The following is a 20,151-nucleotide window of genomic DNA, read 5'->3' on the forward strand; positions in this document are numbered from 1 at the left end:
TACGAGCTACGAGCTACGAGCTACGAGAAAAGGGCTTGCGAATCTCATTACGACCGCATTCTGGTAGTCGCGGCTCGCGGCTCGCGGCTCGCGGCTTTACTTTATTTTTCGACAGGCGACGACATGGCGAACCAGGACAACCCGCAATCTCCTTCCGATGCGCAGAATGACGCGCATGAAGAAAACCGGCTGATCGCGGAGCGCCGTGCCAAGCTGGCGGCGCGTCGCGAGCAGGCGGCGGAGCAGGGTGGCAGCGCATTTCCTAACGACTTCCGCCGCGACAGTCTGGCGGCGGATCTGCAAGCGGAACTGGGCGACAAGGACAAGCCCGAGCTCGAGTCGCTCGATCGTCAGGCGGCCGTCGCCGGACGCGTCATGCGCAAGCGCGGCCCGTTCGTGGTGATCCAGGACGTGTCCGGCCAGATCCAGTTTTACGTCGACAAGAAAGGGTTGCCCGCCGAGCTGCTGGAAGATATCCAGAGCTGGGACATCGGTGACATCGTCGCCGGCCGCGGCCCGGTCCACAAGTCCGGCAAGGGCGATCTCTACGTCATGCTGGTCGAGGCCAAGCTCTTGACCAAGAGCCTGCGCCCGCTGCCGGACAAGTTCCACGGCCTGACCGACCTCGAGGCACGTTATCGTCAGCGCTACGTCGACCTGATCATGAATCCGCAGTCTCGGCGCGTGTTCGAGGTGCGTTCCGGCGTCATCGCCGCGATCCGCCGGTTCATGGTCGAGCGCGGCTTCATGGAAGTCGAGACGCCGATGCTGCAGCCGATCCCCGGCGGCGCCACCGCGCGGCCGTTCACCACGCACCACAACGCGCTGGATATCGACATGTATCTGCGCATCGCCCCGGAGCTCTACCTCAAGCGCCTGGTGGTGGGCGGGTTCGAGCGGGTGTTCGAAATCAACCGCAACTTCCGTAACGAAGGTCTGTCGACGCGGCACAACCCGGAATTCACCATGCTCGAGTTCTACTGGGCCTATGCCGATTACCGGGATCTGCTAGACCTGACCGAAGCGATGGTCCGTGACGCCGCCGAGCAGGTACTGGGCACCACGACCGTCACCTATCAGGGCACCGACTACGACCTGGGCCAGCCGTTCCGTCGTCTGACCCTGCGCCAGTCGATCATCGAATACGGCGCCGAGATCGAGGGCGATGCCATCGGCGAAGCCGACATCGATACGTTCGAGGCGGCCAAGGCGACCTGCGAGCGCCTGAACATTCCGGTCAAGCCGACCTGGGGCCTGGGCAAGCTGCAGACCGAGATATTCGAAGCCGTCGCCGAGCATCGGCTCGATCAGCCGACCTTCATCACCGAGTATCCGGCCGAAGTCAGCCCGCTGGCGCGACGCAACGATACCAACCCTCACGTTACCGACCGCTTCGAGTTCTTCGTCGGCGGGCGCGAGATCGCCAACGGCTTCTCCGAGCTCAACGACGCCGAGGACCAGGCCGAGCGTTTTGCCGCCCAGGTGGCGGAGAAGGACGCCGGCGATCTGGAGGCGATGTACTACGATGCCGACTACGTGCGCGCGCTGGAATACGGCATGCCGCCGACCGCCGGCGAAGGCATCGGTATCGACCGGCTGGTGATGCTGTTGACCGATAGTCCATCGATCAGGGATGTGCTGCTGTTCCCGGCGATGCGCCCGGAATAACCCCGAATACAATAGCTGCGCCGTCCAATCGCGGCGTTGCGCGGTACTCGGCGCGCCTCACCTATACCCCATAGGCTCGGGCGCCTGTGTTCCGTGCGCCTTGCGCTTGAACAGGCTCGCAGATTGTCTCGGTGCTATTCTCGCTCTGTGTTCATGAGTTTGTTGGTCAGGGGCGTGTCTAGCGCCCATAATGGCTGCGGTTCGAATTCCGCCGACCCCGTGCGGTTCCCAAGAAGAGGTGACACCGATGAAGCTGCTCAATCGTTCCGCGCTGAGCGTCAAGCCGACCCAGGCGTTCGTCGACTGGGTCAACTCGTTGGAGCCGACCGTCGGTGAAGACGACCTGACGCTCGACGATATCGCTGGCGAAAACACCGTTTACCTGATCCCCGAGATGGATACGCCGGAGGCGTTGCATGCCTATGTCGGGGAGCGCTATTACGACATTCTCGAAACCGAGCTGCGGGCGTGGGAAGAGGATGAGCGCCAGTGGCCGGAGAATCTCGACTGGTCGCTGTTCCAGGCGTTCCTCACCCTCGAACACAGCTATCTGGCGGTGGATCTCGATGACGAGGCCGCGCTGGAAACGTCCGAGGTCGACGACGAACTGCTGATGGAGACCGACGAGGAGTGATGGGTCGGATGTTGCCTGACGGCGGTGCCTGCCGCTACCCGAAGACATGCTGAAGCGCCTGTTCGAGGAGCGCCCGGGGGACGACGGCCTACCCGGGCGCGAACGCAAGCTGGCGCTACTGGCGATGATTACCGGTACCCAGATGGCGGTGCTGGACAACGGCATCGTCAATATCGCCCTTCCCACCCTGGCCCAGGAACTGTCGATCAGCGGTTCCGAGTCGATCTGGATCGCCAACGTCTACCAACTGGTGACCGCCGCCTTGCTGCTGACCTTTGCCGCGGTGAGCCGTCGGGTGGGGCGCCACCGGCTCTATATCGGTGGCCTGCTGGTCTTCACCGTGGCGTCGCTGGGCTGTGCGCTGGCGCGCTCGTTCGAGTTCCTGCTCGCGATGCGAGGCCTGCAGGCGGTCGGTGCCGCCGCGATGCTGAGCATCGGGCCGTCGCTCTATCGCATCATCTTTCCCACCCGGCTGTTGGGGTCGGCAATAGGCCTGAGCGCGCTGACGGTGGCGTTCGGCATCGCCGCGGGGCCGTCGCTGGGTGGTGTGATCCTGCACGTGGCGAGCTGGCCGTGGCTGTTCGCCATCAACGTGCCGATCGGGCTGCTGGCGCTGACGCTGGGTGTGCGCGCGCTGCCGAGGGAAGCGCCCATCCCCGGACGGATCGATATCTGGGGCGCGTTGATGTCGATCGTCATGCTCAGTGGCAGCGTTTTTGCTCTGGATCAGTTCGGCCATGGCAATGGCGGCGTGCTGGCGCTATCGACGCTGGCGCTCAGCGTGGCCTGTCTGCTGGGGTTCGTCTACCGCCAACGTCACGCCGTCAGGCCGCTGGTGCCGTTGGCACTGTTCGCCGAACCGCGCTTCTCGTTTGCCGCGGTCGTGTCGATGTTTGCGTTTCTGGCCCAAGGCGTGGCTTTCGTGGGGCTGCCGTTCCTCTACCAGACCGTCATGGGCGTGTCGCCGATCATGTCGGCGGTACTGTTCACGCCCTGGCCGCTGGTGATCATGGTCATCGGGCCGCTGGCGGGGCGTCTGGCGGACAAGGGTAACCCGGCACTGATCAGTTCGACCGGGCTGGGCCTTTTCCTGCTGGGCATGCTGGCACTGACCGGGCTGGACGCCGACTCGAGCTACCTCGACGTGATCTGGCGAACCGCGCTGTGCGGCGTGGGGTACGGGCTGTTCCAGGCGCCGAACAATCGCGAGATGATCGGCAGCGTATCGGTGGAGCTGAGCGCCAACGCCTCCGGCGTGCTGGCCTCGGTGCGTACCTTCGGGCAGTCGCTGGGAACGGCGCTGGTCGGGCTGATTCTCGGCCTTTCGTTCGGATCGTTGACGCTATCGCTGTGGGTGGGGAGCGTATCTGTCATGATTGCGCTGGCACTGAGCCTCTATCGCACGCCGATGGCCGCCAAGGGACGACGGCGCTGAGCTTCGCCTCTGGTGGCCGAGCCCATTTCCCGGTCGTCGCTCGATGGGCCGGTGAGACGTTACAATGATTCGGTTGGCACAGGAGGAACTGTCATGAGTGTTCAGGCACGTATCGAAGAGAAACTCGCGACGCTCGAGCCGGTCCAGATGGCGGTCGAGAACGAGAGCCACATGCACCATGTGCCACCGGATTCGGAAACTCACTTCAAGGTGACGCTGGTCTCCGATCGGTTCGCGGGGCTGATGCCCGTCAAGCGGCATCAGCTGATCTACAGCTTGCTGGCGGACGAGCTCGCGGGGCCCGTGCACGCGCTGGCGCTGCATCTCTACACGCCGCAGCAGTGGTCGGCGCGCGGTGAAGCGAGTCCTGACTCGCCCAACTGTCGTGGTGGTGGCGGGCGGTGATCGGCGATCCTCAACGCCTTCAGTACCTCGAAGCCATGGGTATCACCACCTGGACCTCGCGGTACCGCTTCGTCAATGCCAGGCCGACCGAGCAGGTCGAGTGGGAAACTGCTCCCTCACCGGAGAAGCCCGCGCCGGGGCAACGGCTGCAGGCACTGCTGGAAACGCCGGCTCGGCCGGTCGAGGTCGAGCGTGATCGCCCCGCGGCAGAATCGGCGCCTGCACAGCCGACCGTCGCGCCGCTGTCGCGAGCCCGAGCCCTGCTCGACGGCGCCACGGGCGAAGGCGTCAAGGAGTCCCGCTCGCCAGCGTCGAACTCCGAGTCCACATCTCGCCAGGCGCCTGCCTCCCGGCCGGCGGAAGAGGCCCGGACGGACGATGCTGTCCAGTCCGCCGATCAGGTGCCGACCGAACCGCTGCGTTTCACGCTGTCGTTGTCCGTCATTGACGAACGCTGGTGGCTGTTGCTGCCCGGCGAACGGCCACTTTCTGCCGCCGGGCAGACGCTGCTCGGGCAGATGTTGAAAAGCGTCGGCATTCCCGCCAACGGCGCGCCATTATCGAACCTGACCTGGCCGCTGATGGATGCGCCGGCCAGTGACCCGGTCGACGAGGCCCGCGAGGGCATTCAGGTATTCTGCGCCGGGCAGGCGCGGCGCCATGGTATGCACATCGATGGCGCCATCGTCGTCGGCGACGAGGTCTGGTCGCCGCTGCTGAGCGATCCGGCGAACGAGGTCGGCTGGGTCTGCCACGCGCTGCCTCACCCCGACGATTTGCTGACCTCCGCCAAGGCCAAGCGAGAATGCTGGCCGCTGTTGCAGTCGATGGGGCAAGCCTGGCGGCAAGGCCCTGCCGCGCCGAAGTGATCGGCGTCTACCGATGGCCGACGCGTCGACGTCAAATGCTTTCCTCGAGTAGCGCTTTCCATGTCGATCAACGTTTGCAAAACCAGGAGTTCACCGGTCGGCACGGCCCCGGTTCGGCTCGGGATCGAGAACCTGCCGGCATTGATGGCATTCGAGCGTCAGGCCAACGATGATGCCTGGTCGGAAGCGCTGCTGAGCGCGGCGCTGGTCGACGACGACTTCGACGTCTGGGGAATCTGGGCAGTGGAAGGTGTCGAACTGCGAGCGGCTGCCGTCCTGGCTTATCTGCCTTTCGATGCCGAGCTGCAGTCGATCTGTGTTCGGCCGAGTGACAGACGCCACGGGCTGGCGCGTGAACTGCTGGGGTGGATCACGCAGTGTGCCATCGAACGGGGAGTCGAACGCCTGCTGCTGGAGCTTCGCGCGTCCAATGTCGCGGCCCGGCGGCTCTACGAGAGTGCCGGATTCGCGGTCGACGGCCAGCGGCGTGGCTACTATCGTCGCGATGACGGCGGCAGTGAGGATGCAGTGCTGATGTCACGGGAGCTCGTGTGAAGTCTCGCCGGTAGCGCGTTACCGTTGTGGCAGCTTCAGAGGCGAGAGCAGGATCGGAGGCTGGATAGGCGGGAAACTCAGGCTGTGCGGCGGGGCAGGTGGCTCGACGGGGCAGGCGGTGATGCCCCGCCCCATCGATTCGCTTCAGCCGTTCTGGTTGGCGCTGTCGCTGGCGCCAGCGCTATCCAGTGGCTGCAGCTTGTCCAGCAGGCCGCCGAGACGCTGTTCCCACTCTTCGCGCTCCTGCTGGAAGCGAGCATTCTCTGCCTTGAGCTCTTCGTTCTCCATTTTCAGCATTTCGATGCTGTCGACGGCATCCTGGATCTTCTGTTCCAGCTTGGCGAAGATTTCCCCGTTCATCTGCACTCTCTCCTTGAAAGTTTTGGGCCTTGAAAGTTCGTGGCTGTGGTCTCGAACGTCGATGACCGTAAAAACACTGGTGACCTGATGGGCGCCAGCGTACGTGGCGTCAGGGCCGACGACAAGCGTCTCGAAGCGGCGACGTTATTTGGCCGTTGGCTGACGTCTGAACAGCCGGCCATGGCTGTCTCCGGCGACGATGTCGCGGTGCAGTTGCCAGTGCCCCGGTGCTTGCCAGTCAAGCTCGTGCTCCGTCTCGACGTAGATTGTGGCCCCGGGCGCGAGCCAGCCCCCCGAATCGAGCGCTTGGCACGTAGGCTGCGCGAGCCCTTGGCGAAACGGCGGGTCGAGAAAGACGATATCGAACGCGGCAGGCGTGCCCGCCAGAAACCGTTCCACATCAGTTCGATGCACCTGGCCCGCGGCTCCCAGCATGGCGATGTTTGCCTCCAGCGCAGCGGCCACGTGAGCGGTCGACTCGACGAACATGGCCTGCGCCGCGCCGCGCGACAGCGCTTCCAGCCCCAGCGCACCGGTGCCGGCATAGAGATCCAGCACGCGCCGGCCGGCGATGTCGAAGGCCAGCCAGTTGAACAGGGTTTCGCGAACCCGGTCCGGTGTCGGGCGCAGGCCCGGACTCTCGGGGATCGGCAACTTGCGGCGGCGGAAATCGCCACCGATCAGACGCAACTGGCCGCTGCCACGATGCGTGGACTGCCGGGCGCCCTGGGGAGCGCGGGCGTCATTGGCGTGGCCTCGAGGGCTGTGAGCGTGATTGCGAGCGCCGTTGGCGGCCCGACGGGAACGACGTCGATTCATGGCGGGCAATTGTACCCCCGCAACCCTCGCGGTGATAGGATGAGGCGCAGGGTCTGTCGCCGTTTCATGCACGGCCGCGCCGGAGCCAGTTTTTGTGCGGGGCAAGGCGTGAGGAGCGTAGTTTGGTCATTCCAAATGAATGACGAATAACGCAGCACCGTGCAAAACTGGCCCGGCCCTTCGGGTTGCGCGGCAAATGGCGTCATGCGGCGTTGCGGGACTGGACAAGGGAACCATCCTTCTCTGCATCCCGCGCCTGGCCTGACACCATTTGGCGCAGCAACGCGGTTCGCGCTGAAGCGGCGACAGACCCTGGTTATCGATATTCTCCGAAGCCGTGATGATCGGCGCTGATTCAGCGACGCAAGCACGGCTTTTTCATCAGTGAAGCCATCCATGTTCGGACTATTCAAGAGTCGTAAAAAGCAGCAGCAGGAAGAGGAAGCCCGCCGGCGTGAGGCCGAGGAAGCCGAGGCCAGGGCGGCAGCGGAGCGCGGCGAGGACGAGCCGGGCGACGACACGCCTCGGGAGGAGCCGAACCCGGCGACCACGCAGGGTGACGAGGCCTCTGGCGAGGTAAGTGCCGACCGGGATGAAACGGCTGTCGACGAGGATGGCGAGCGTGCCTCGGTGTCGGGCACCGTCACGCCCGATGAGCCTTCCGTCCAGGCCGAGGATCCCGAGCGTCCGGCCACCGTGGATTACGAGCCCTCTTCGCTCGAGGAAACGGCCGCCAGGGAAGCGCTCAGCGAGCCGCTGTCGCAGGAGTCGCCGCAGTCGGCCTTGCAGGAAGACCAGGCCGAGGGAACGCGCGCGACCGATCTGGCGAGGGACGTGACGCCGGCGCCGGAGCCCGCTTCGATGCCCGAGCCCGAGCCCGAGCCCGAGCCCGAGCCCGAACCCGAACCCGAGCCGCCTGCAGCCGTATCATCGGCATCCGCACCGGCCCCCAAAGAGAAGCCCAAGGGCGGCTGGCTGGCGCGCGTTCGTGCCGGCCTGGGGCGCACTCGCGCGAACCTGACCGACGGCATCGCCGATCTGTTGCTGGGCAAGAAGCAGATCGACGACGAGCTGATGGAGGACCTCGAGACCCAACTGCTGCTGGCCGACGTGGGGATCGAGGCGACCACCGAGATCATCGAGCGACTGACCGGGCGAGTCTCGCGCAAGGAACTGGCCGACGCCGATGCGCTCTATCGTGCGCTTCAGGAAGAGCTGGCAGCGCTGCTCGAACCGGTCTCCCAGCCGTTGCAGTTGCCGCCGAAGGGGGAAGGCCCGTTCGTGATCCTGATGGTGGGCGTCAACGGGGTCGGCAAGACCACGACCATCGGCAAGCTCACCCAGCGTTTCCAGAACGAAGGCCGTAGCGTGATGCTGGCGGCCGGCGACACCTTCCGTGCTGCCGCAGTCGAGCAGCTCAAGGTCTGGGGTGATCGCAACCGGGTTCCGGTGATCGCCCAGCACACCGGTGCCGACAGCGCCTCGGTCATCTACGATGCCGTCGCCGCGGCCCGGGCGCGCAAGGTCGACGTGCTGATCGCCGACACTGCTGGCCGGCTGCACAACAAGAGCCATCTGATGGAAGAGCTCAAGAAGGTGCAGCGCGTCATGGCCAAGCTCGACGCCAGCGCGCCGCATGAGGTGATGCTGGTACTCGATGCGGGGACGGGGCAGAACGCGATCTCCCAGGCGACCACCTTCGATGAAGCCATTCCGATCACCGGGATCACCTTGACCAAGCTCGATGGCACCGCCAAGGGGGGCATCATCTTTGCTCTGGCCAAGAAGATGGGGACACCGATCCGCTTTATCGGGGTCGGGGAGTCGCTTGAGGACTTGCGCCCGTTCGATGCGCAGACCTTCGTCAAGGCGCTGTTCGGTCGGGACGGCGATGCCGATTCATGATTGCCTTCGAGCACGTTGGTAAGCGCTACGGCGGACGCTTCGAGGCACTCGCCGATATCAACTTTCGCGTCGAGCGGGGCGAGATGCTGTTCCTGACCGGCCACTCCGGTGCCGGCAAGAGCTCGCTGCTGCGCTTGATCATGCGTCTCGAACGCCCTTCACGTGGCCGGGTGCTGGTCGCCGGTCACGACCTCGATCAACTGCATATCAGTCAGGTTCCCTACTATCGCCGCCAGATCGGCGTGGTCTTCCAGGATCACCAGCTGCTGTTCGATCGGGACATCTTCGCCAACGTGGCATTACCGTTGACGATACAGGGCGTCGAGCCAGGCGATGCCGCGCGACGCGTGCGCGCCGCGCTCGACAAGGTCGGGCTTCTGCATCGTGAGCGGGCCCTGCCGATCGAGCTTTCCACCGGCGAGCAGCAGCGCGTGGGCATCGCACGAGCCGTGGTCAACAAGCCGGCGCTGCTGCTGGCCGACGAGCCGACCGGTAATCTCGACCCCCAGCTCTCCGCCGACATCATGCGGCTGTTCGAAGACTTCAACCGTATCGGCACCACGGTCCTGGTGGCGAGCCACGATCTGGCCTTGATCGCTCGCCTGCGCCATCGGGTGCTGAAGCTGCGGGATGGCAGGCTCATCGGCGACGAGGAGGCGGCATGAGCGAGCGTCGACCCTCCGCCGAGCGTCGTGTCGAAGGGCGGCGCGGAGCGCAGAAGCCGCAACGCCGAGCTGGGGGCGGCGGTCGCGCCTGGATGCGCCATCACCGCGCGATGATGGGCGACAGCGCGTTACGGTTGATCAGGCGCCCGATCTCGACGCTGTTGACCATGCTGGCGATCGCCATTGCACTGATTCTGCCGGCCGGTCTGTGGCTGGTGCTGGACAGCGCCCGGCTGCTCGATGCCGAGCTCGACGAAAGCGCCACGCTGACGGTCTACTTCCAGGCGGATATCGATGAGTCCGAGGCGATGGATCTGGCCGCCGAGGTCGGCGGGCAGCCCGGCGTGGCCGGCGCGCGCTTGGTGACGGCGGCCGAGGGGCTGGCGGCGTTCCAGCAGACACTGGGCGTCGACGATGCGCTCTCCCAGCTCGACGCCAACCCGCTGCCGGCCAGCGTCGTGGTCACACCGGACGATACCGCGCCCGCTGCCGTACAGTCGCTGAGCCAGCGTCTGCAGACGATCGAGGGAGTCGATGAAGTCCGGCTGGATCTGGCCTGGCTGGACCGGCTGCAACAGCTGGCGGACTTGGGGCAGCGCGTCGCGCTGGCGCTGGCGCTGCTGTTTGGCCTGGGCGTGCTGCTGGTGGTCGGCAACACGATACGGCTGGCCGTGGAGAGTCGGCGTCAGGAAATCGAGGTCGTGACGCTGATCGGTGCGACGCATGCTTTCGTGAGGCGCCCGTTTCTCTACAGTGGCGCCTGGTATGGGCTGGGCGGAGGTGTTCTGGCGCTGGTGATTCTCATGCTTGGCGGGAACTGGCTGGCGTCGCCGGTCGCGGCGCTGGCGGAAAGCTACGGCGCCCACTTCGCGCTGCCGTCGCTGGGTGGCAGGAATTCGGTTTTTCTGCTGCTTTTTAGTACACTGTTGGGCTGGTTGGGAGCATGGCTTGCCGTGGGGCGTCATCTATCGGACATCAAGCCACGCTAGGCTAACCAGCGGTTTCGAAAAGTCGTCAACGGTGTCGAGATGCGGCCATGATGCCATTCGCCGCCATTCATCGTATTATCGGTCAGCCCAGCGAATGGCCGATTTCAGGCCCGTTGAAGTTGGCGTGGTTATTGAACTTTTGTCTACACTGAGAGTCTCATCAGGCACTCTCGTAGACAGGCAGAACAACCTGTCGCGACGTGTTCCAGGCGGATCGAGCCAATACCGGCTCTTCGCTCCGACACGCCGCCTAGCATGGAGACAACGCACATGAGCACCAGTCTTCAATCCATTGGGAACCTTTCCCCGGGTCACGATCTCAACGGTTACATTCAGGCCGTCAACGGCATCCCCGTTCTGACGGCGGAAGAAGAGCATGACCTGGGCGTGCGTCTTTACGAAGAGGACGACCTCGAATCGGCCCGCCGGCTGATCATGTCGCACCTGCGTTTCGTCGTGCATATCGCGCGAAGCTACTCCGGTTATGGATTGCCCCAGGCCGACCTGATCCAGGAAGGCAACGTCGGGCTGATGAAGGCGGTCAAGCGTTTCGACCCGTACCAGGGCGTTCGTCTGGTCTCTTTCGCAGTTCACTGGATCAAGGCCGAGATCCACGAATATGTGCTGCGCAACTGGCGCATCGTCAAGATCGCCACGACCAAGGCGCAGCGTAAGCTGTTCTTCAACCTGCGCAGTGCCAAGAAGCGGCTGGCGTGGTTGAGCAACGACGAGGTCGATGCGATCGCCAAGGATCTCGACGTCAAGCCGAAGGTCGTGCGCGAGATGGAAGGTCGTCTGTCTTCCTACGACGCGGGCTACGATGCCAGCCCCGGTGAAGAGGAAGAGCAGGGCTATCAGGCGCCGGCGCAGTACCTGGAGGATCACAGCTTCGATCCTGCCGCGCAGCTCGAAGCGGATGACTGGGAAGCCGACTACACGCGACGTCTGCGAGAGGCGCTTGGCGAGCTGGACGAGCGTTCTCGCGACATTCTGCAGCGTCGCTGGCTTTCCGAGCACAAGTCCACGCTCCATGAGCTGGCCGATGTCTACGGCGTGTCGGCCGAGCGCATTCGCCAGCTCGAGAAGAACGCGATGAAGAAGATCAAGCAGCAGCTGGGTGACGCGATCGCCGCGTGATGGCTGGCTGAAGATACTCGCTCATGGCGCGAGGCGGTCGGCGATGACCGATGACCGATGAACGATACGAAAGGACGATACGAAAAGCCCGGCATCAGCCGGGCTTTTTGCGTTGGGGCGAAATGGCTTGCCGCAGGGGTTAGATCGAGGCGGCCTGTGGCGATACGGTCAGCAATCCGTCGCCCAGCAGTCGCCACTGATCGTTCCAGTGTGACGTGGGGCGGTGGCGGAAGTCGCTGCGCACGTACTGACTGATCCGGCCCTCCACGAAGGCCGACAACAGGTTGGCCGCCGCCGGCACCGGCAACTGGGGACGCAAGCCCTCGCGCAGCTCCGCCTCGCGCAGAACCTGCTTGAACTGGGTCTCCAGACGCTCGAACAGCTGGGACATGCGAGTGCGCAGACGCGCTGTCTCGCCCGTGAGCACATCGCCGTCCATCAGCCGGCTGAGGCCGGGGTTCTTCTCGGCGAAGGCCAGCACGAGCTGGACGATCGTCTCGCAGCGAGCGAGCGCCGAGGGCTCGTCGTCCAGGATGCGCCGGATGCGTTCGAACAGGCTGGCTTCGATGAATTCGATCAGCCCTTCGAACATGCGCGCCTTGCTGGGAAAATGGCGATAGAGCGCCGCTTCGCTGACGCCGACCTGGCGGGCCAGCGCGGCGGTGGTGATGCGTTTGCCGCTGTCCTCCTCGAGCATCAACGCGAGTGCCTGAAGGATCTGTTCACGGCGGGAAAGCTGTGGGGTTGCCTGCGTCATGACGGTTCTTATCGGTCGTGTTGTCGAAGCTCCCTCCTGGAGCGGCCCGGACGGCCTGTCTTCCGTTCGGCGGTCGGGGCGGGCCTTCCAGGCCCGCAGTGATTGAAATCAGAGTAGCGCGAATCAGTCACGATGGTCGGTGATCTGGGTGCCGACCCCGGCATCGGTAAAGATCTCCAGCAGCGTGGAGTGCACCACGCGGCCATCGACGATGACGGCGCTGCCGACACCGCCCTTGACGGCGTCCAGCGCGCAACGAATCTTTGGCAACATGCCGCCGTAGATCGTGCCGTCGGCGATCAGCGCATCGACCTGCTCGGTGGAGAGTCCGGTCATCACCTTGCCTTCGGCGTCCTGCAGGCCGGCGACGTTGGTCAACAGCATCAGCTTCTCGGCTTTCAGCGCTTCGGCGACCTTGCCTGCCACCAGGTCGGCATTGATGTTGTAGCTGTTTCCTTCACGATCGACGCCGATCGGCGCGATGACGGGGATGAAGTCGCGTTCGGCCAGCATCTCGATCAGGTCGGTGGAGATGTGCTCCACTTCGCCGACGTGACCGATATCGATGATCTCGGACGCCGTCATCTCCGGCGTGCGATGCTCCACCTTGAGCTGACGAGCCAGAATCTGCGCGTTGTCCTTGCCGGTCAGGCCGATCGCCTTGCCGCCGCACTGGTTGATCTGGGTCACGATGTTCTTGTTGACCAGCCCGCCCAGCACCATTTCCACCACGTCCATGGTTTCCGCATCGGTGACGCGCATGCCGTTGACGAAGCGAGACTCGATGTTTAGCCGCGCCAGTAGCTGACCGATTTGCGGGCCGCCGCCGTGGACCACGACCGGATTGATGCCGACTTCCTTCATCAGCACCATGTCGCGAGCGAAGGAGTCGATCAGCTTGTCTTCGGTCATGGCGTTGCCGCCATACTTGACCACGACGGTCTTGCCGGAATAGCGCTGGATGTAAGGCAGCGCCTCGGACAGGATCTCGACCACCTGGCGTGGGTCGCGTGGGCTTTCATTCATGAGGCGTCATGTCTCCACTATCTGCGCGCCGCTGATGGCGCTTTCCCGCCGAGGCGATGGCCCGTACACGGGACGGTCTTGTCTGCTGCGTTATCGATGACACGTGCCGCCAGCGACACGAAGACGTCGTGACGCAGGGTTAAAACGGCAGTTCCACTTCCGGCGCCACCGCGTGCAGCGCGGCACCGAACCGTTGCTGGATGCGTGTCAACGCCGCCTGGTTCTTGCCCTCGAAGCGCAGCACCAGCATCGGCGTGGTGTTGGAGGCGCGGCACAGGCCCCAGCCATCGGGATAATCGACCCGGATGCCGTCCAGCATCGTCTTGATGCCATCCTGACCGAAGTCGCCGCTCTCGGCCAGCCGCTCGACGATCGCGAACTTCTCCTCGTCGGTGACTGCCGCGTTCAGTTCCGGCGTGCTGACATCCTGCGGGAACGTGCTGAAATAGCGATCGGCGTCGACCGACTGGCGCGACAGGATCTCCAGCAGCCGGGCGGCCGAGTAGAGCCCGTCGTCGAAGCCGTACCAGCGCTCGGCGAAGAAGATATGGCCACTCATCTCGCCGCCCAGCTGTGCGCCGGTTTCCTTCATCCGCGCCTTGATCAGCGAGTGACCGGTGCGCCACATCTCGGGCTCGCCGCCGGCCCGTTCGATGATCTGGGCCAGATTGCCGGTGCACTTGATGTCGAAGATGACACGGGCGCCAGGATCGCGCTCGAGCAGGTCGGTGGCGAACGCCATCAGCAACCGGTCCGGGTAGATCATCTCCCCCGAGGGCGTGACCACGCCCAGGCGATCGCCGTCGCCGTCGAAGGCCAGCCCGATATCGGCGCCGGTCTCCTTGACCTTGGCGATCAGGTCGACCAGGTTCTCCGGCTTGCCGGGATCGGGATGATGGTTGGGGAAGTCTCCGTCGATCTCGGCAAACAGAGGAATGGTTTCCGCTCCCAGCGCTTCGATCAGCTTGGGTCCCAGTTCGCCGGCGACGCCGTTGCCGCAATCCACCACTACCTTGAGCGGGCGCCCGCGCTGGCTCTGGTCGAGGGTCACGTCACCCAGAATGCGCTGAAGATAGGCTTCGCCGACATCGATCTGAGTCAGCGTACCTTCGCCTTCGCTGAGGTCGCCGCTGCGGATGCGCTCGAGCAGCCCGGTAATCGCGTCTCCGGAGATCGCGACGCCGTCCAGCACGATCTTGAAACCGTTGTAGTCCGGCGGATTGTGACTGCCGGTCACCATCACGCCGCTGCGGCTTTCATCGAGCGTGGCGGTGGCGAAGTAGAGCACCGGCGTCGGTACGCGGCCGATATCGATCACGTCGCGACCGGACGCGCGCAGGCCGCGGATCAGCGCCGCTTGCAGGCGGGGGCCGGAATGGCGGCCGTCACGGGCAACGATCACGCACTGCTGGCCGCGGGCAGCGGCTTCGCTGCCTACCGCACGGCCGATCCACTCGACCGTTTCCTCGGTCAGCGTGTCGTCGACGACGCCGCGAATATCGTAGGCCCGAAAGATCGAGGCGGGTACGTTGGCACCGGATTGGTCGTTCATCGGCATGTCCTTGTCATTGCTCACATCCGGTCGGCGTCACGCCCACCGTTCGAATTCGAGTTCCACCGACGCCTGTCCGTCGGTGATCAGCCACTGGCCTTCCATCAGCGTGGCGCCCAGGCTCAGGTTGCGGTCGACGAGGGCGGTCAGCGCCGCCAGCGGCTCTGCCGGCAGATTCCAGACCTCGACCCGCGGCTGTGCCCGGATATCGCTCTCCAGCTTTTTCCACCACTGTGTCGCGCTGCGTGGGGCGTAGGGATAGACCAGCACGCGTTCGGCTCGGGAGAGCCCCTGCTTGATGCGCTTCAGCGACGGTTCACCCAATTCTATCCACGAAAGGATGCGGCCGTCCGGCGCCTTGAGCCACAGATCCGGCTCGTCGTCGGTACTCAGTCCGCGAGTCATGGCGAGATCGTTGTCGGCGCTGGTGGCATGTGCATTGGCGATGAACGCCAGCAGCCGCACCATCAGTCGCGTCGCCGTCTCGGAAGGGTGGCAGGCCACGGTCAACGCGTGATCGCCATAGTAATGGCGATCCAGATCGCTGACGTTGAGTTTCGCTTTATAGATGGTTGCGCTTAGCGCCACGCGACATTTCCTTGAAGAGAGCTCGATTGACCGAGACCAGTGGGCGTTCGGCGATCATTGCCGGCGCGTTGTTGTCGACTCTTTATTCTCGATCCTGCATTTCGGCCCTTCATTTTCGACCAGAGTGGCCGAATCCGCCGCCCGCCCGTTCGGTAGCGACGAAATCTTCGACGATCTCGAGCTCGGCCTGGACCACCGGCACCAGCACGTACTGCGCCAGTCGTTCGCCCGGCTCGAGCACGAAGGTATCCTGGCCACGATTCCACACCGAGATCATCAGTTCGCCCTGATAGTCGGAATCGATCAGTCCGACCAGGTTACCCAGCACGATGCCGTGCTTGTGACCGAGCCCGGAGCGAGGCAGCACTACGCCGGCCAGCCCCGGATCGCCGATGTGGATGGCCAGGCCGGTGCGTACCAGCGCGCTGTCGCCGGGCGCGAGGGTCAGCGCTTCGTCGAGCAGCGCGCGCAGATCCATGCCGGCACTGCCGGTGGTGGCGTAGTGCGGCAGCGGATAGTCGTGCACGCGTTCATCGAGAACCTTGACCGAAAGCTTCGGCCTGATTGTCGTTGTCGATGAGGGCGCCGCGGACGGAGTGCTGGATGACATGAAAGTGACTTCCTGAAAGAGCATGAAATGAAAGGCCAGAGAGCGGCCTAGCTTACCATTGCTCGAGCGCGAACCGGATGCCGACGCCCGTCAGGGCAGTCGGGAGACGATATGGTCGATGATCGCGCCTGCCAGCGCGGCCTTGGGCTGAACCGGCAGCGAATGACGCTGCGTCTGGTCCTGCGCCTTCCAGAGCAGTGTGACGGCGTTGTCGTCGCTGCCGAAGCCGATGCCCTCTTGGGAGACATCGTTAGCGACGATCAGATCCAGCCGCTTGCGCTCGAGCTTGCTGCCGGCGTGGGTCTCCAGCGTCTGCGTCTCGGCGGCGAAACCGACCGTGAACGGGCGGTCGTCACGGCCGGCGACCGTGGCGACGATGTCCGGGTTGCGCACCAGTTCGAGGGTCAGGCCACTGTCGTCGTTCGCTTTCTTCAACTTGTGTTCGCTGATGGACGCAGCGCGATAGTCCGCCACGGCAGCACAGCCGATGAACAGGTCGCAAGGCAGCCGGGACTCGACGGCGGCGAGCATCTCCGTGGCCGAGGTCACATCGATCCGCTCGACGCCGGGAGGCGTCGTGAGCGTCACCGGGCCGCTGACCAGGCTGACGCTGGCGCCGCGCTCGGCGCAGGCCGCGGCCAGCGCATAGCCCATCTTGCCGGAGCTGTGGTTGGAGAGATAACGCACCGGGTCCAGCGCCTCGCGAGTGGGGCCGGCGGTGATCACAACGCGCTTGCCGGCCAGATCCCGATGCAGGGGCATCGCCTCGGGCGACTCGTCGCGGGTGGGTTCGAACTCGCTCAGCAACTGGGCGAGAATGGCTTCCGGCTCCAGCATGCGACCCAGGCCGACATCGCCGCAGGCCTGATCGCCGGCATCCGGACCCAGCAGCGTCCAGCCCAGCTCGCCAAGTCGATCGGCATTGGCCAGCGTCGCCGGGTGGCGCCACATCGCCTGGTTCATGGCGGGCGCCATCAGGCAGCGGGCTTCGGTGGCGAGGCACAGCGTCGTCAGCAGGTCGTCGGCGTGACCGTGGGCCAGGCGCGCCATCAGGTCGGCGGTGGCCGGCGCGATCAGGATGATGTCCGCCCATTTCGCCAGCTCGATGTGGCCCATGCCGGCCTCCGCTTCCGGATCCAGCAGCGAGGTCCGCACCGGCTCACCAGTGAGCGCCTGCAGGGTCAACGGCGTGATGAAGGCCTGGGCGCCTTCGGTCATCACCACGCGCACCTCGGCTCCCGTTTTCTTCAACAGACGGGCGAGATGCGCGCTCTTGTAGGCGGCGATACCGGCGCTGATGCCGAGCAGAATGCGGGTTCCGGCCAGTCCCGGCCCGAGTGGTAAAGCCATGGTCGACGTCCTGAAAAAGCAGGTACTCACCTTACCACCGGCGCCAGAGATTGCGTAGCTTACGACTTGCCGGTGTGGGCGGGATCCAGCGGCAACAGACGCTGGACGGCGAGCTCCACGCCGCGCAGCTCGGCCAGCCCCTTGAGCCGACCGATCAGCGGATAGCCCGGGTTCTGCGTCAAACGTTCTACTCATGTGGGCAGCAAGTTGCCGAAATTGACGATTCGACTTTGGGAGTAGAGTTTCATCGCTGGTTAAAATCGGTCAGGTTTTGGCGGAGCTGGCCGATGTCCTGATTCAGAGGTTCTGATAATTCACGGCGAATGGACGGGAAGGGGCATGGCAATACGCGACTGGCCGGAAGGGGAGCGGCCACGGGAGAAACTTCTAACGCTAGGGTCCGCAGCACTTTCCGATGCCGAGCTGCTGGCAATCTTCCTGCGGGTCGGGGTCAAGGGGCGCTCGGCGGTGGATCTGGCGCGTGACCTGTTGAGCAGCTTCGGCGGGCTGCGTCAGCTGCTGGAAGCGGATCGCCAGCGATTCTGTGCCGAGCATGGCCTGGGCGAGGCTACGTTCGTGCAGCTTCAGGCGACGCTGGAGCTGTCGCGTCGTCATCTCGGCAGCCTGCTCGAGCGCGATGCGGCGTTGACTTCCCCGACACTGGTGCGTCGATTCCTGAGCGCACAGCTGCGCCATCTCGATCATGAAGCGTTCGCGGCCCTGTTTCTGGACACGCAGCATCGCGTGATCCGCTTCGAGATTCTGTCCGAAGGCACGCTGGATAGCGCCTCCGTCTACCCGCGTGAAGTCGCGCGGCGCGCGCTGGCGCACAATGCCGGTGCCGTCATCTTTGCGCACAATCACCCTTCCGGCGTGGCCGAGCCGAGCGATGCCGATCGTCGGATCACCGAACGCCTGCGCGAGGCGCTGGGGCTGTTCGATATTCGGGTGCTGGATCATTTCGTGATCGGCGACGGGGAGGTAATCTCGTTCGCCGAGCGCGGCTGGTTATGAGCAGGCGACGCGGCGCCAGATTGGCGGAATGGGCAGTGAATGGGCAGTAGTAAATGGACAGTGTTTCGAGATTCGGATGGGAATGCGTGTCGGATTCGGGTAACATACCGCGCCATGTTCTGGGGTGACGCCCTTCGATGGCCTGTCGGAAACGATTGGCCAACGCTTCGCTGGCACGGCGGCAGTTGTCGTCGATTGTTGCGAAGAACGGAGGTGTCTGGTATAAAGTACGCCCTTTGAATCGGGGCACCTTTGAGTCGGCGCATTGATCCAGTGAATCAAAGCGTTGGACCATGGCAGTCGAGCGAATGAATACCCGCCATTTCCATGATGGGATCGAAATGGACGGGCTCTTCCCTAACTGCGTGTCCGAGATAAACCGAACAACCCAACCCGCCAGTGGTCGGAGGCTTCCATGTCCCAAGTTTGTCAGGTTACCGGTAAGCGTCCGGTGACTGGTAATAACGTCTCGCACTCACAGCGCAAGACACGTCGTCGTTTCGTCCCGAACCTGCATACGCATCGTTTCTGGGTCGAGTCCGAGAAGCGTTTCGTCAAGCTGCGCCTGTCCTCCAAGGGTATGCGCATCATTGACAAGAAGGGCATCGAAGCGGTGCTCAGCGACATTCGCAAGCGCGGCGTTAGCCTTTAAGGAGTCGAGAGATGCGTGACAAGATCAAGTTGGTGTCCAGCGCCGGTACCGGCCACTTCTACACCACGGCAAAGAACAAGCGTAACACTCCGGACAAGCTCGAATTCAAGAAGTACGATCCGGTCGTTCGCAAGCACGTCATGTACAAAGAAGCCAAGATCAAGTGATCTAGCTTTCTGATAGTGCTGAAATGCCAGCGCTGGAATGACAGTACGGAAAACCCGGTCCTCGACCGGGTTTTCTCGTTTGTGATGGAAGAATCGCGAGAGTCCGACGCATGCCCGAGCTTCCCGAAGTCGAAACGACCCGCCGCGGTATCGCGCCTCACGTCGAAGGCCGAGAGATCGTCGAGGTCATCGTGCGTCAGCGCCGCATGCGCGTGCCGGTGCCCGACGACCTGGAGTCCACGTTGATCGGTGCAAGGTTCGGTGAGCTCTCCCGTCGCGCCAAGTATCTGCTGCTGCCATTGGGCGAGCGTACCTTGCTGTGGCATCTGGGGATGTCCGGCAGTCTGCGCATCGCGCGTATCGGCGATCCGCCCAAGAAGCACGATCATGTCGATCTCGTCTTCGAGAGCGGCCAGATCCTGCGCTATCACGATCCGCGCCGCTTCGGGTTCGTCGATTGGCTGAAAGGGGATGCCGCGACGGACACCCGGCTTTCCCGCCTGGGCCCGGAGCCGCTGTCGCCGGATTTCGATGGTCAGCGACTCTACCGGCTGTCTCGCGGCCGCCGTGCGGCGATGAAGACCTTCATCATGGACAATGCCGTGGTCGTGGGGGTGGGCAATATCTACGCCACGGAGGCGCTGTTCATGGCCGGCATCGATCCGCGTCGCGCGGCGGGTCGTGTCTCGCTCGAGCGTTTCGAGCGTCTCGCCGAAGCGATCAAGACGGTGCTGGCGGCGGCGATTACCCAGGGCGGCACCACACTGCGGGACTTCGTCAGCGGCACTGGCGAGCCGGGGTACTTTGCCCAGCGGCTCAACGTCTATGGTCGAGCCGGCGAGCCCTGTCGTCACTGCGGCATAGCGTTGCGCCATATCGTGCTCGGCCAGCGCGCCACGGTTTACTGCACCTTTTGCCAGACCTGAACGGTCGTTGCCCGATCGGACGCGAGATCCGGCCGGGGCGAGGCACGATTTTGTCCCGACGGGTCAAT

Annotated in this window: 23 protein-coding genes; 14 read left to right on the top strand and 9 right to left on the bottom strand. The window is 64.2% G+C overall.

Annotated features, from left to right (window positions below):
* The first annotated feature begins 123 nt into the window (after nucleotides 1-123).
* From lysS to CCD76_RS00435, 6 genes are all read left to right on the top strand, one after another.
* Nucleotides 124-1,668, top strand: a complete 1,545-nt coding sequence (lysS, locus tag CCD76_RS00410) for a lysine--tRNA ligase (RefSeq protein ID WP_087717601.1) — start codon at nucleotides 124-126, stop codon at nucleotides 1,666-1,668.
* Nucleotides 1,669-1,915: 247 nt separating this feature from the next.
* Nucleotides 1,916-2,302, top strand: a complete 387-nt coding sequence (locus CCD76_RS00415; RefSeq protein ID WP_087717602.1) for a hypothetical protein — start codon at nucleotides 1,916-1,918, stop codon at nucleotides 2,300-2,302.
* Between the two features lie 46 nt (nucleotides 2,303-2,348).
* Nucleotides 2,349-3,737, top strand: coding sequence for an MFS transporter (locus CCD76_RS00420; RefSeq protein ID WP_087717603.1), 1,389 nt, complete (start codon nucleotides 2,349-2,351; stop codon nucleotides 3,735-3,737).
* A gap of 93 nt (nucleotides 3,738-3,830) precedes the next feature.
* Complete coding sequence (locus CCD76_RS00425) at nucleotides 3,831-4,142, top strand: BolA family protein (RefSeq protein ID WP_087717604.1); 312 nt, start codon at nucleotides 3,831-3,833, stop codon at nucleotides 4,140-4,142.
* Nucleotides 4,139-5,011: a hypothetical protein gene (locus tag CCD76_RS00430; protein WP_087717605.1), complete on the top strand. Its 873-nt coding sequence runs from the start codon at nucleotides 4,139-4,141 to the stop codon at nucleotides 5,009-5,011. Before CCD76_RS00425 ends, CCD76_RS00430 begins: the two co-directional genes overlap by 4 nt.
* A 60-nt stretch (nucleotides 5,012-5,071) precedes the next feature.
* Nucleotides 5,072-5,566 carry a GNAT family N-acetyltransferase gene (locus CCD76_RS00435; protein WP_087717606.1) on the top strand — a complete coding sequence of 165 codons (495 nt, stop codon included), beginning with the start codon at nucleotides 5,072-5,074 and terminating at the stop codon, nucleotides 5,564-5,566.
* Nucleotides 5,567-5,710: 144 nt separating this feature from the next.
* Here CCD76_RS00435 and CCD76_RS00440 read toward each other — a convergent pair whose 3' ends face one another.
* Both CCD76_RS00440 and rsmD read right to left on the bottom strand, forming a co-directional pair.
* On the bottom strand, nucleotides 5,711-5,926 hold the full coding sequence (locus CCD76_RS00440; RefSeq protein ID WP_087717607.1) for a cell division protein ZapB: 216 nt from the start codon (nucleotides 5,924-5,926) through the stop codon (nucleotides 5,711-5,713).
* A gap of 144 nt (nucleotides 5,927-6,070) precedes the next feature.
* Entirely contained in the window at nucleotides 6,071-6,745 is a 675-nt protein-coding gene (rsmD, locus tag CCD76_RS00445; RefSeq protein WP_087717608.1) for a 16S rRNA (guanine(966)-N(2))-methyltransferase RsmD, read from the bottom strand.
* Nucleotides 6,746-7,141: 396 nt separating this feature from the next.
* Here rsmD and ftsY point away from each other — a divergent pair, with 396 nt between their 5' ends.
* The 4 genes from ftsY to rpoH all read left to right on the top strand — a co-directional run bounded on the left by ftsY (nucleotide 7,142) and on the right by rpoH (nucleotide 11,441).
* The gene (ftsY, locus tag CCD76_RS00450; RefSeq protein WP_087717609.1) at nucleotides 7,142-8,650 is read left to right on the top strand and encodes a signal recognition particle-docking protein FtsY; all 1,509 of its coding nucleotides are present in this window, start codon (nucleotides 7,142-7,144) and stop codon (nucleotides 8,648-8,650) included.
* Entirely contained in the window at nucleotides 8,647-9,315 is a 669-nt protein-coding gene (gene ftsE, locus CCD76_RS00455) for a cell division ATP-binding protein FtsE (protein WP_071231779.1), read from the top strand. Before ftsY ends, ftsE begins: the two co-directional genes overlap by 4 nt.
* Nucleotides 9,312-10,304 carry a permease-like cell division protein FtsX gene (gene ftsX / locus CCD76_RS00460; RefSeq protein WP_071231780.1) on the top strand — a complete coding sequence of 331 codons (993 nt, stop codon included), beginning with the start codon at nucleotides 9,312-9,314 and terminating at the stop codon, nucleotides 10,302-10,304. The genes ftsE and ftsX overlap by 4 nt, the downstream gene beginning before the upstream one ends.
* Before the next feature lie 270 nt (nucleotides 10,305-10,574).
* Entirely contained in the window at nucleotides 10,575-11,441 is an 867-nt protein-coding gene (rpoH, locus tag CCD76_RS00465; RefSeq protein ID WP_087717610.1) for an RNA polymerase sigma factor RpoH, read from the top strand.
* 139 nt (nucleotides 11,442-11,580) lie between these two features.
* Here the strand turns inward: rpoH and slmA are convergent, their stop codons facing one another.
* From slmA to CCD76_RS20270, 7 genes are all read right to left on the bottom strand, one after another.
* A complete protein-coding gene (slmA, locus tag CCD76_RS00470; protein WP_071231782.1) occupies nucleotides 11,581-12,198 on the bottom strand; it encodes a nucleoid occlusion factor SlmA in 618 nt (205 codons plus the stop codon).
* 123 nt (nucleotides 12,199-12,321) lie between these two features.
* A complete protein-coding gene (gene argB / locus CCD76_RS00475) occupies nucleotides 12,322-13,224 on the bottom strand; it encodes an acetylglutamate kinase (protein WP_087717611.1) in 903 nt (300 codons plus the stop codon).
* Nucleotides 13,225-13,363: 139 nt separating this feature from the next.
* Entirely contained in the window at nucleotides 13,364-14,776 is a 1,413-nt protein-coding gene (locus CCD76_RS00480; RefSeq protein WP_087717612.1) for a phosphomannomutase/phosphoglucomutase, read from the bottom strand.
* A 36-nt stretch (nucleotides 14,777-14,812) separates the two neighbouring features.
* A complete protein-coding gene (locus CCD76_RS00485; protein WP_087717613.1) occupies nucleotides 14,813-15,364 on the bottom strand; it encodes a YaeQ family protein in 552 nt (183 codons plus the stop codon).
* A 109-nt stretch (nucleotides 15,365-15,473) separates the two neighbouring features.
* Entirely contained in the window at nucleotides 15,474-15,974 is a 501-nt protein-coding gene (gene dut / locus CCD76_RS00490) for a dUTP diphosphatase (RefSeq protein ID WP_087717614.1), read from the bottom strand.
* Between the two features lie 90 nt (nucleotides 15,975-16,064).
* Nucleotides 16,065-17,324 carry a bifunctional phosphopantothenoylcysteine decarboxylase/phosphopantothenate--cysteine ligase CoaBC gene (coaBC, locus tag CCD76_RS00495; RefSeq protein WP_087717615.1) on the bottom strand — a complete coding sequence of 420 codons (1,260 nt, stop codon included), beginning with the start codon at nucleotides 17,322-17,324 and terminating at the stop codon, nucleotides 16,065-16,067.
* A 59-nt stretch (nucleotides 17,325-17,383) separates the two neighbouring features.
* On the bottom strand, nucleotides 17,384-17,506 hold the full coding sequence (locus tag CCD76_RS20270; protein ID WP_256960991.1) for a hypothetical protein: 123 nt from the start codon (nucleotides 17,504-17,506) through the stop codon (nucleotides 17,384-17,386).
* Nucleotides 17,507-17,663: 157 nt separating this feature from the next.
* Here CCD76_RS20270 and radC point away from each other — a divergent pair, with 157 nt between their 5' ends.
* The 4 genes from radC to mutM all read left to right on the top strand — a co-directional run bounded on the left by radC (nucleotide 17,664) and on the right by mutM (nucleotide 20,083).
* On the top strand, nucleotides 17,664-18,338 hold the full coding sequence (radC, locus tag CCD76_RS00500; RefSeq protein ID WP_071231788.1) for a RadC family protein: 675 nt from the start codon (nucleotides 17,664-17,666) through the stop codon (nucleotides 18,336-18,338).
* Nucleotides 18,339-18,753: 415 nt separating this feature from the next.
* Entirely contained in the window at nucleotides 18,754-18,990 is a 237-nt protein-coding gene (gene rpmB, locus CCD76_RS00505; protein ID WP_071231789.1) for a 50S ribosomal protein L28, read from the top strand.
* 11 nt (nucleotides 18,991-19,001) lie between these two features.
* Nucleotides 19,002-19,157, top strand: coding sequence for a 50S ribosomal protein L33 (gene rpmG, locus CCD76_RS00510; protein ID WP_031384643.1), 156 nt, complete (start codon nucleotides 19,002-19,004; stop codon nucleotides 19,155-19,157).
* Between the two features lie 110 nt (nucleotides 19,158-19,267).
* Nucleotides 19,268-20,083, top strand: coding sequence for a bifunctional DNA-formamidopyrimidine glycosylase/DNA-(apurinic or apyrimidinic site) lyase (mutM, locus tag CCD76_RS00515; RefSeq protein ID WP_087717616.1), 816 nt, complete (start codon nucleotides 19,268-19,270; stop codon nucleotides 20,081-20,083).
* Nucleotides 20,084-20,151: the final 68 nt, after the last annotated feature.

It is taken from the genome of Salinicola salarius, assembly GCF_002179555.1.
Lineage (GTDB): Bacteria > Pseudomonadota > Gammaproteobacteria > Pseudomonadales > Halomonadaceae > Salinicola > Salinicola salarius_A.

What these genes read in the sequence shown, in the direction of transcription:
- lysS (WP_087717601.1), top strand. Translation starts at nt 124, where the DNA reads ATGGCGAACCAGGACAACCCGCAATCTCCTTCCGATGCGCAGAATGAC.
- CCD76_RS00415 (WP_087717602.1), top strand. Translation starts at nt 1,916, where the DNA reads ATGAAGCTGCTCAATCGTTCCGCGCTGAGCGTCAAGCCGACCCAGGCG.
- CCD76_RS00420 (WP_087717603.1), top strand. Translation starts at nt 2,349, where the DNA reads ATGCTGAAGCGCCTGTTCGAGGAGCGCCCGGGGGACGACGGCCTACCC.
- CCD76_RS00425 (WP_087717604.1), top strand. Translation starts at nt 3,831, where the DNA reads ATGAGTGTTCAGGCACGTATCGAAGAGAAACTCGCGACGCTCGAGCCG.
- CCD76_RS00435 (WP_087717606.1), top strand. Translation starts at nt 5,072, where the DNA reads ATGTCGATCAACGTTTGCAAAACCAGGAGTTCACCGGTCGGCACGGCC.
- CCD76_RS00440 (WP_087717607.1), bottom strand. Translation starts at nt 5,926, where the DNA reads ATGAACGGGGAAATCTTCGCCAAGCTGGAACAGAAGATCCAGGATGCC.
- rsmD (WP_087717608.1), bottom strand. Translation starts at nt 6,745, where the DNA reads ATGAATCGACGTCGTTCCCGTCGGGCCGCCAACGGCGCTCGCAATCAC.
- ftsY (WP_087717609.1), top strand. Translation starts at nt 7,142, where the DNA reads ATGTTCGGACTATTCAAGAGTCGTAAAAAGCAGCAGCAGGAAGAGGAA.
- ftsE (WP_071231779.1), top strand. Translation starts at nt 8,647, where the DNA reads ATGATTGCCTTCGAGCACGTTGGTAAGCGCTACGGCGGACGCTTCGAG.
- ftsX (WP_071231780.1), top strand. Translation starts at nt 9,312, where the DNA reads ATGAGCGAGCGTCGACCCTCCGCCGAGCGTCGTGTCGAAGGGCGGCGC.
- rpoH (WP_087717610.1), top strand. Translation starts at nt 10,575, where the DNA reads ATGAGCACCAGTCTTCAATCCATTGGGAACCTTTCCCCGGGTCACGAT.
- slmA (WP_071231782.1), bottom strand. Translation starts at nt 12,198, where the DNA reads ATGACGCAGGCAACCCCACAGCTTTCCCGCCGTGAACAGATCCTTCAG.
- argB (WP_087717611.1), bottom strand. Translation starts at nt 13,224, where the DNA reads ATGAATGAAAGCCCACGCGACCCACGCCAGGTGGTCGAGATCCTGTCC.
- CCD76_RS00480 (WP_087717612.1), bottom strand. Translation starts at nt 14,776, where the DNA reads ATGAACGACCAATCCGGTGCCAACGTACCCGCCTCGATCTTTCGGGCC.
- dut (WP_087717614.1), bottom strand. Translation starts at nt 15,974, where the DNA reads ATGTCATCCAGCACTCCGTCCGCGGCGCCCTCATCGACAACGACAATC.
- coaBC (WP_087717615.1), bottom strand. Translation starts at nt 17,324, where the DNA reads ATGGCTTTACCACTCGGGCCGGGACTGGCCGGAACCCGCATTCTGCTC.
- radC (WP_071231788.1), top strand. Translation starts at nt 17,664, where the DNA reads ATGGCAATACGCGACTGGCCGGAAGGGGAGCGGCCACGGGAGAAACTT.
- rpmB (WP_071231789.1), top strand. Translation starts at nt 18,754, where the DNA reads ATGTCCCAAGTTTGTCAGGTTACCGGTAAGCGTCCGGTGACTGGTAAT.
- rpmG (WP_031384643.1), top strand. Translation starts at nt 19,002, where the DNA reads ATGCGTGACAAGATCAAGTTGGTGTCCAGCGCCGGTACCGGCCACTTC.
- mutM (WP_087717616.1), top strand. Translation starts at nt 19,268, where the DNA reads ATGCCCGAGCTTCCCGAAGTCGAAACGACCCGCCGCGGTATCGCGCCT.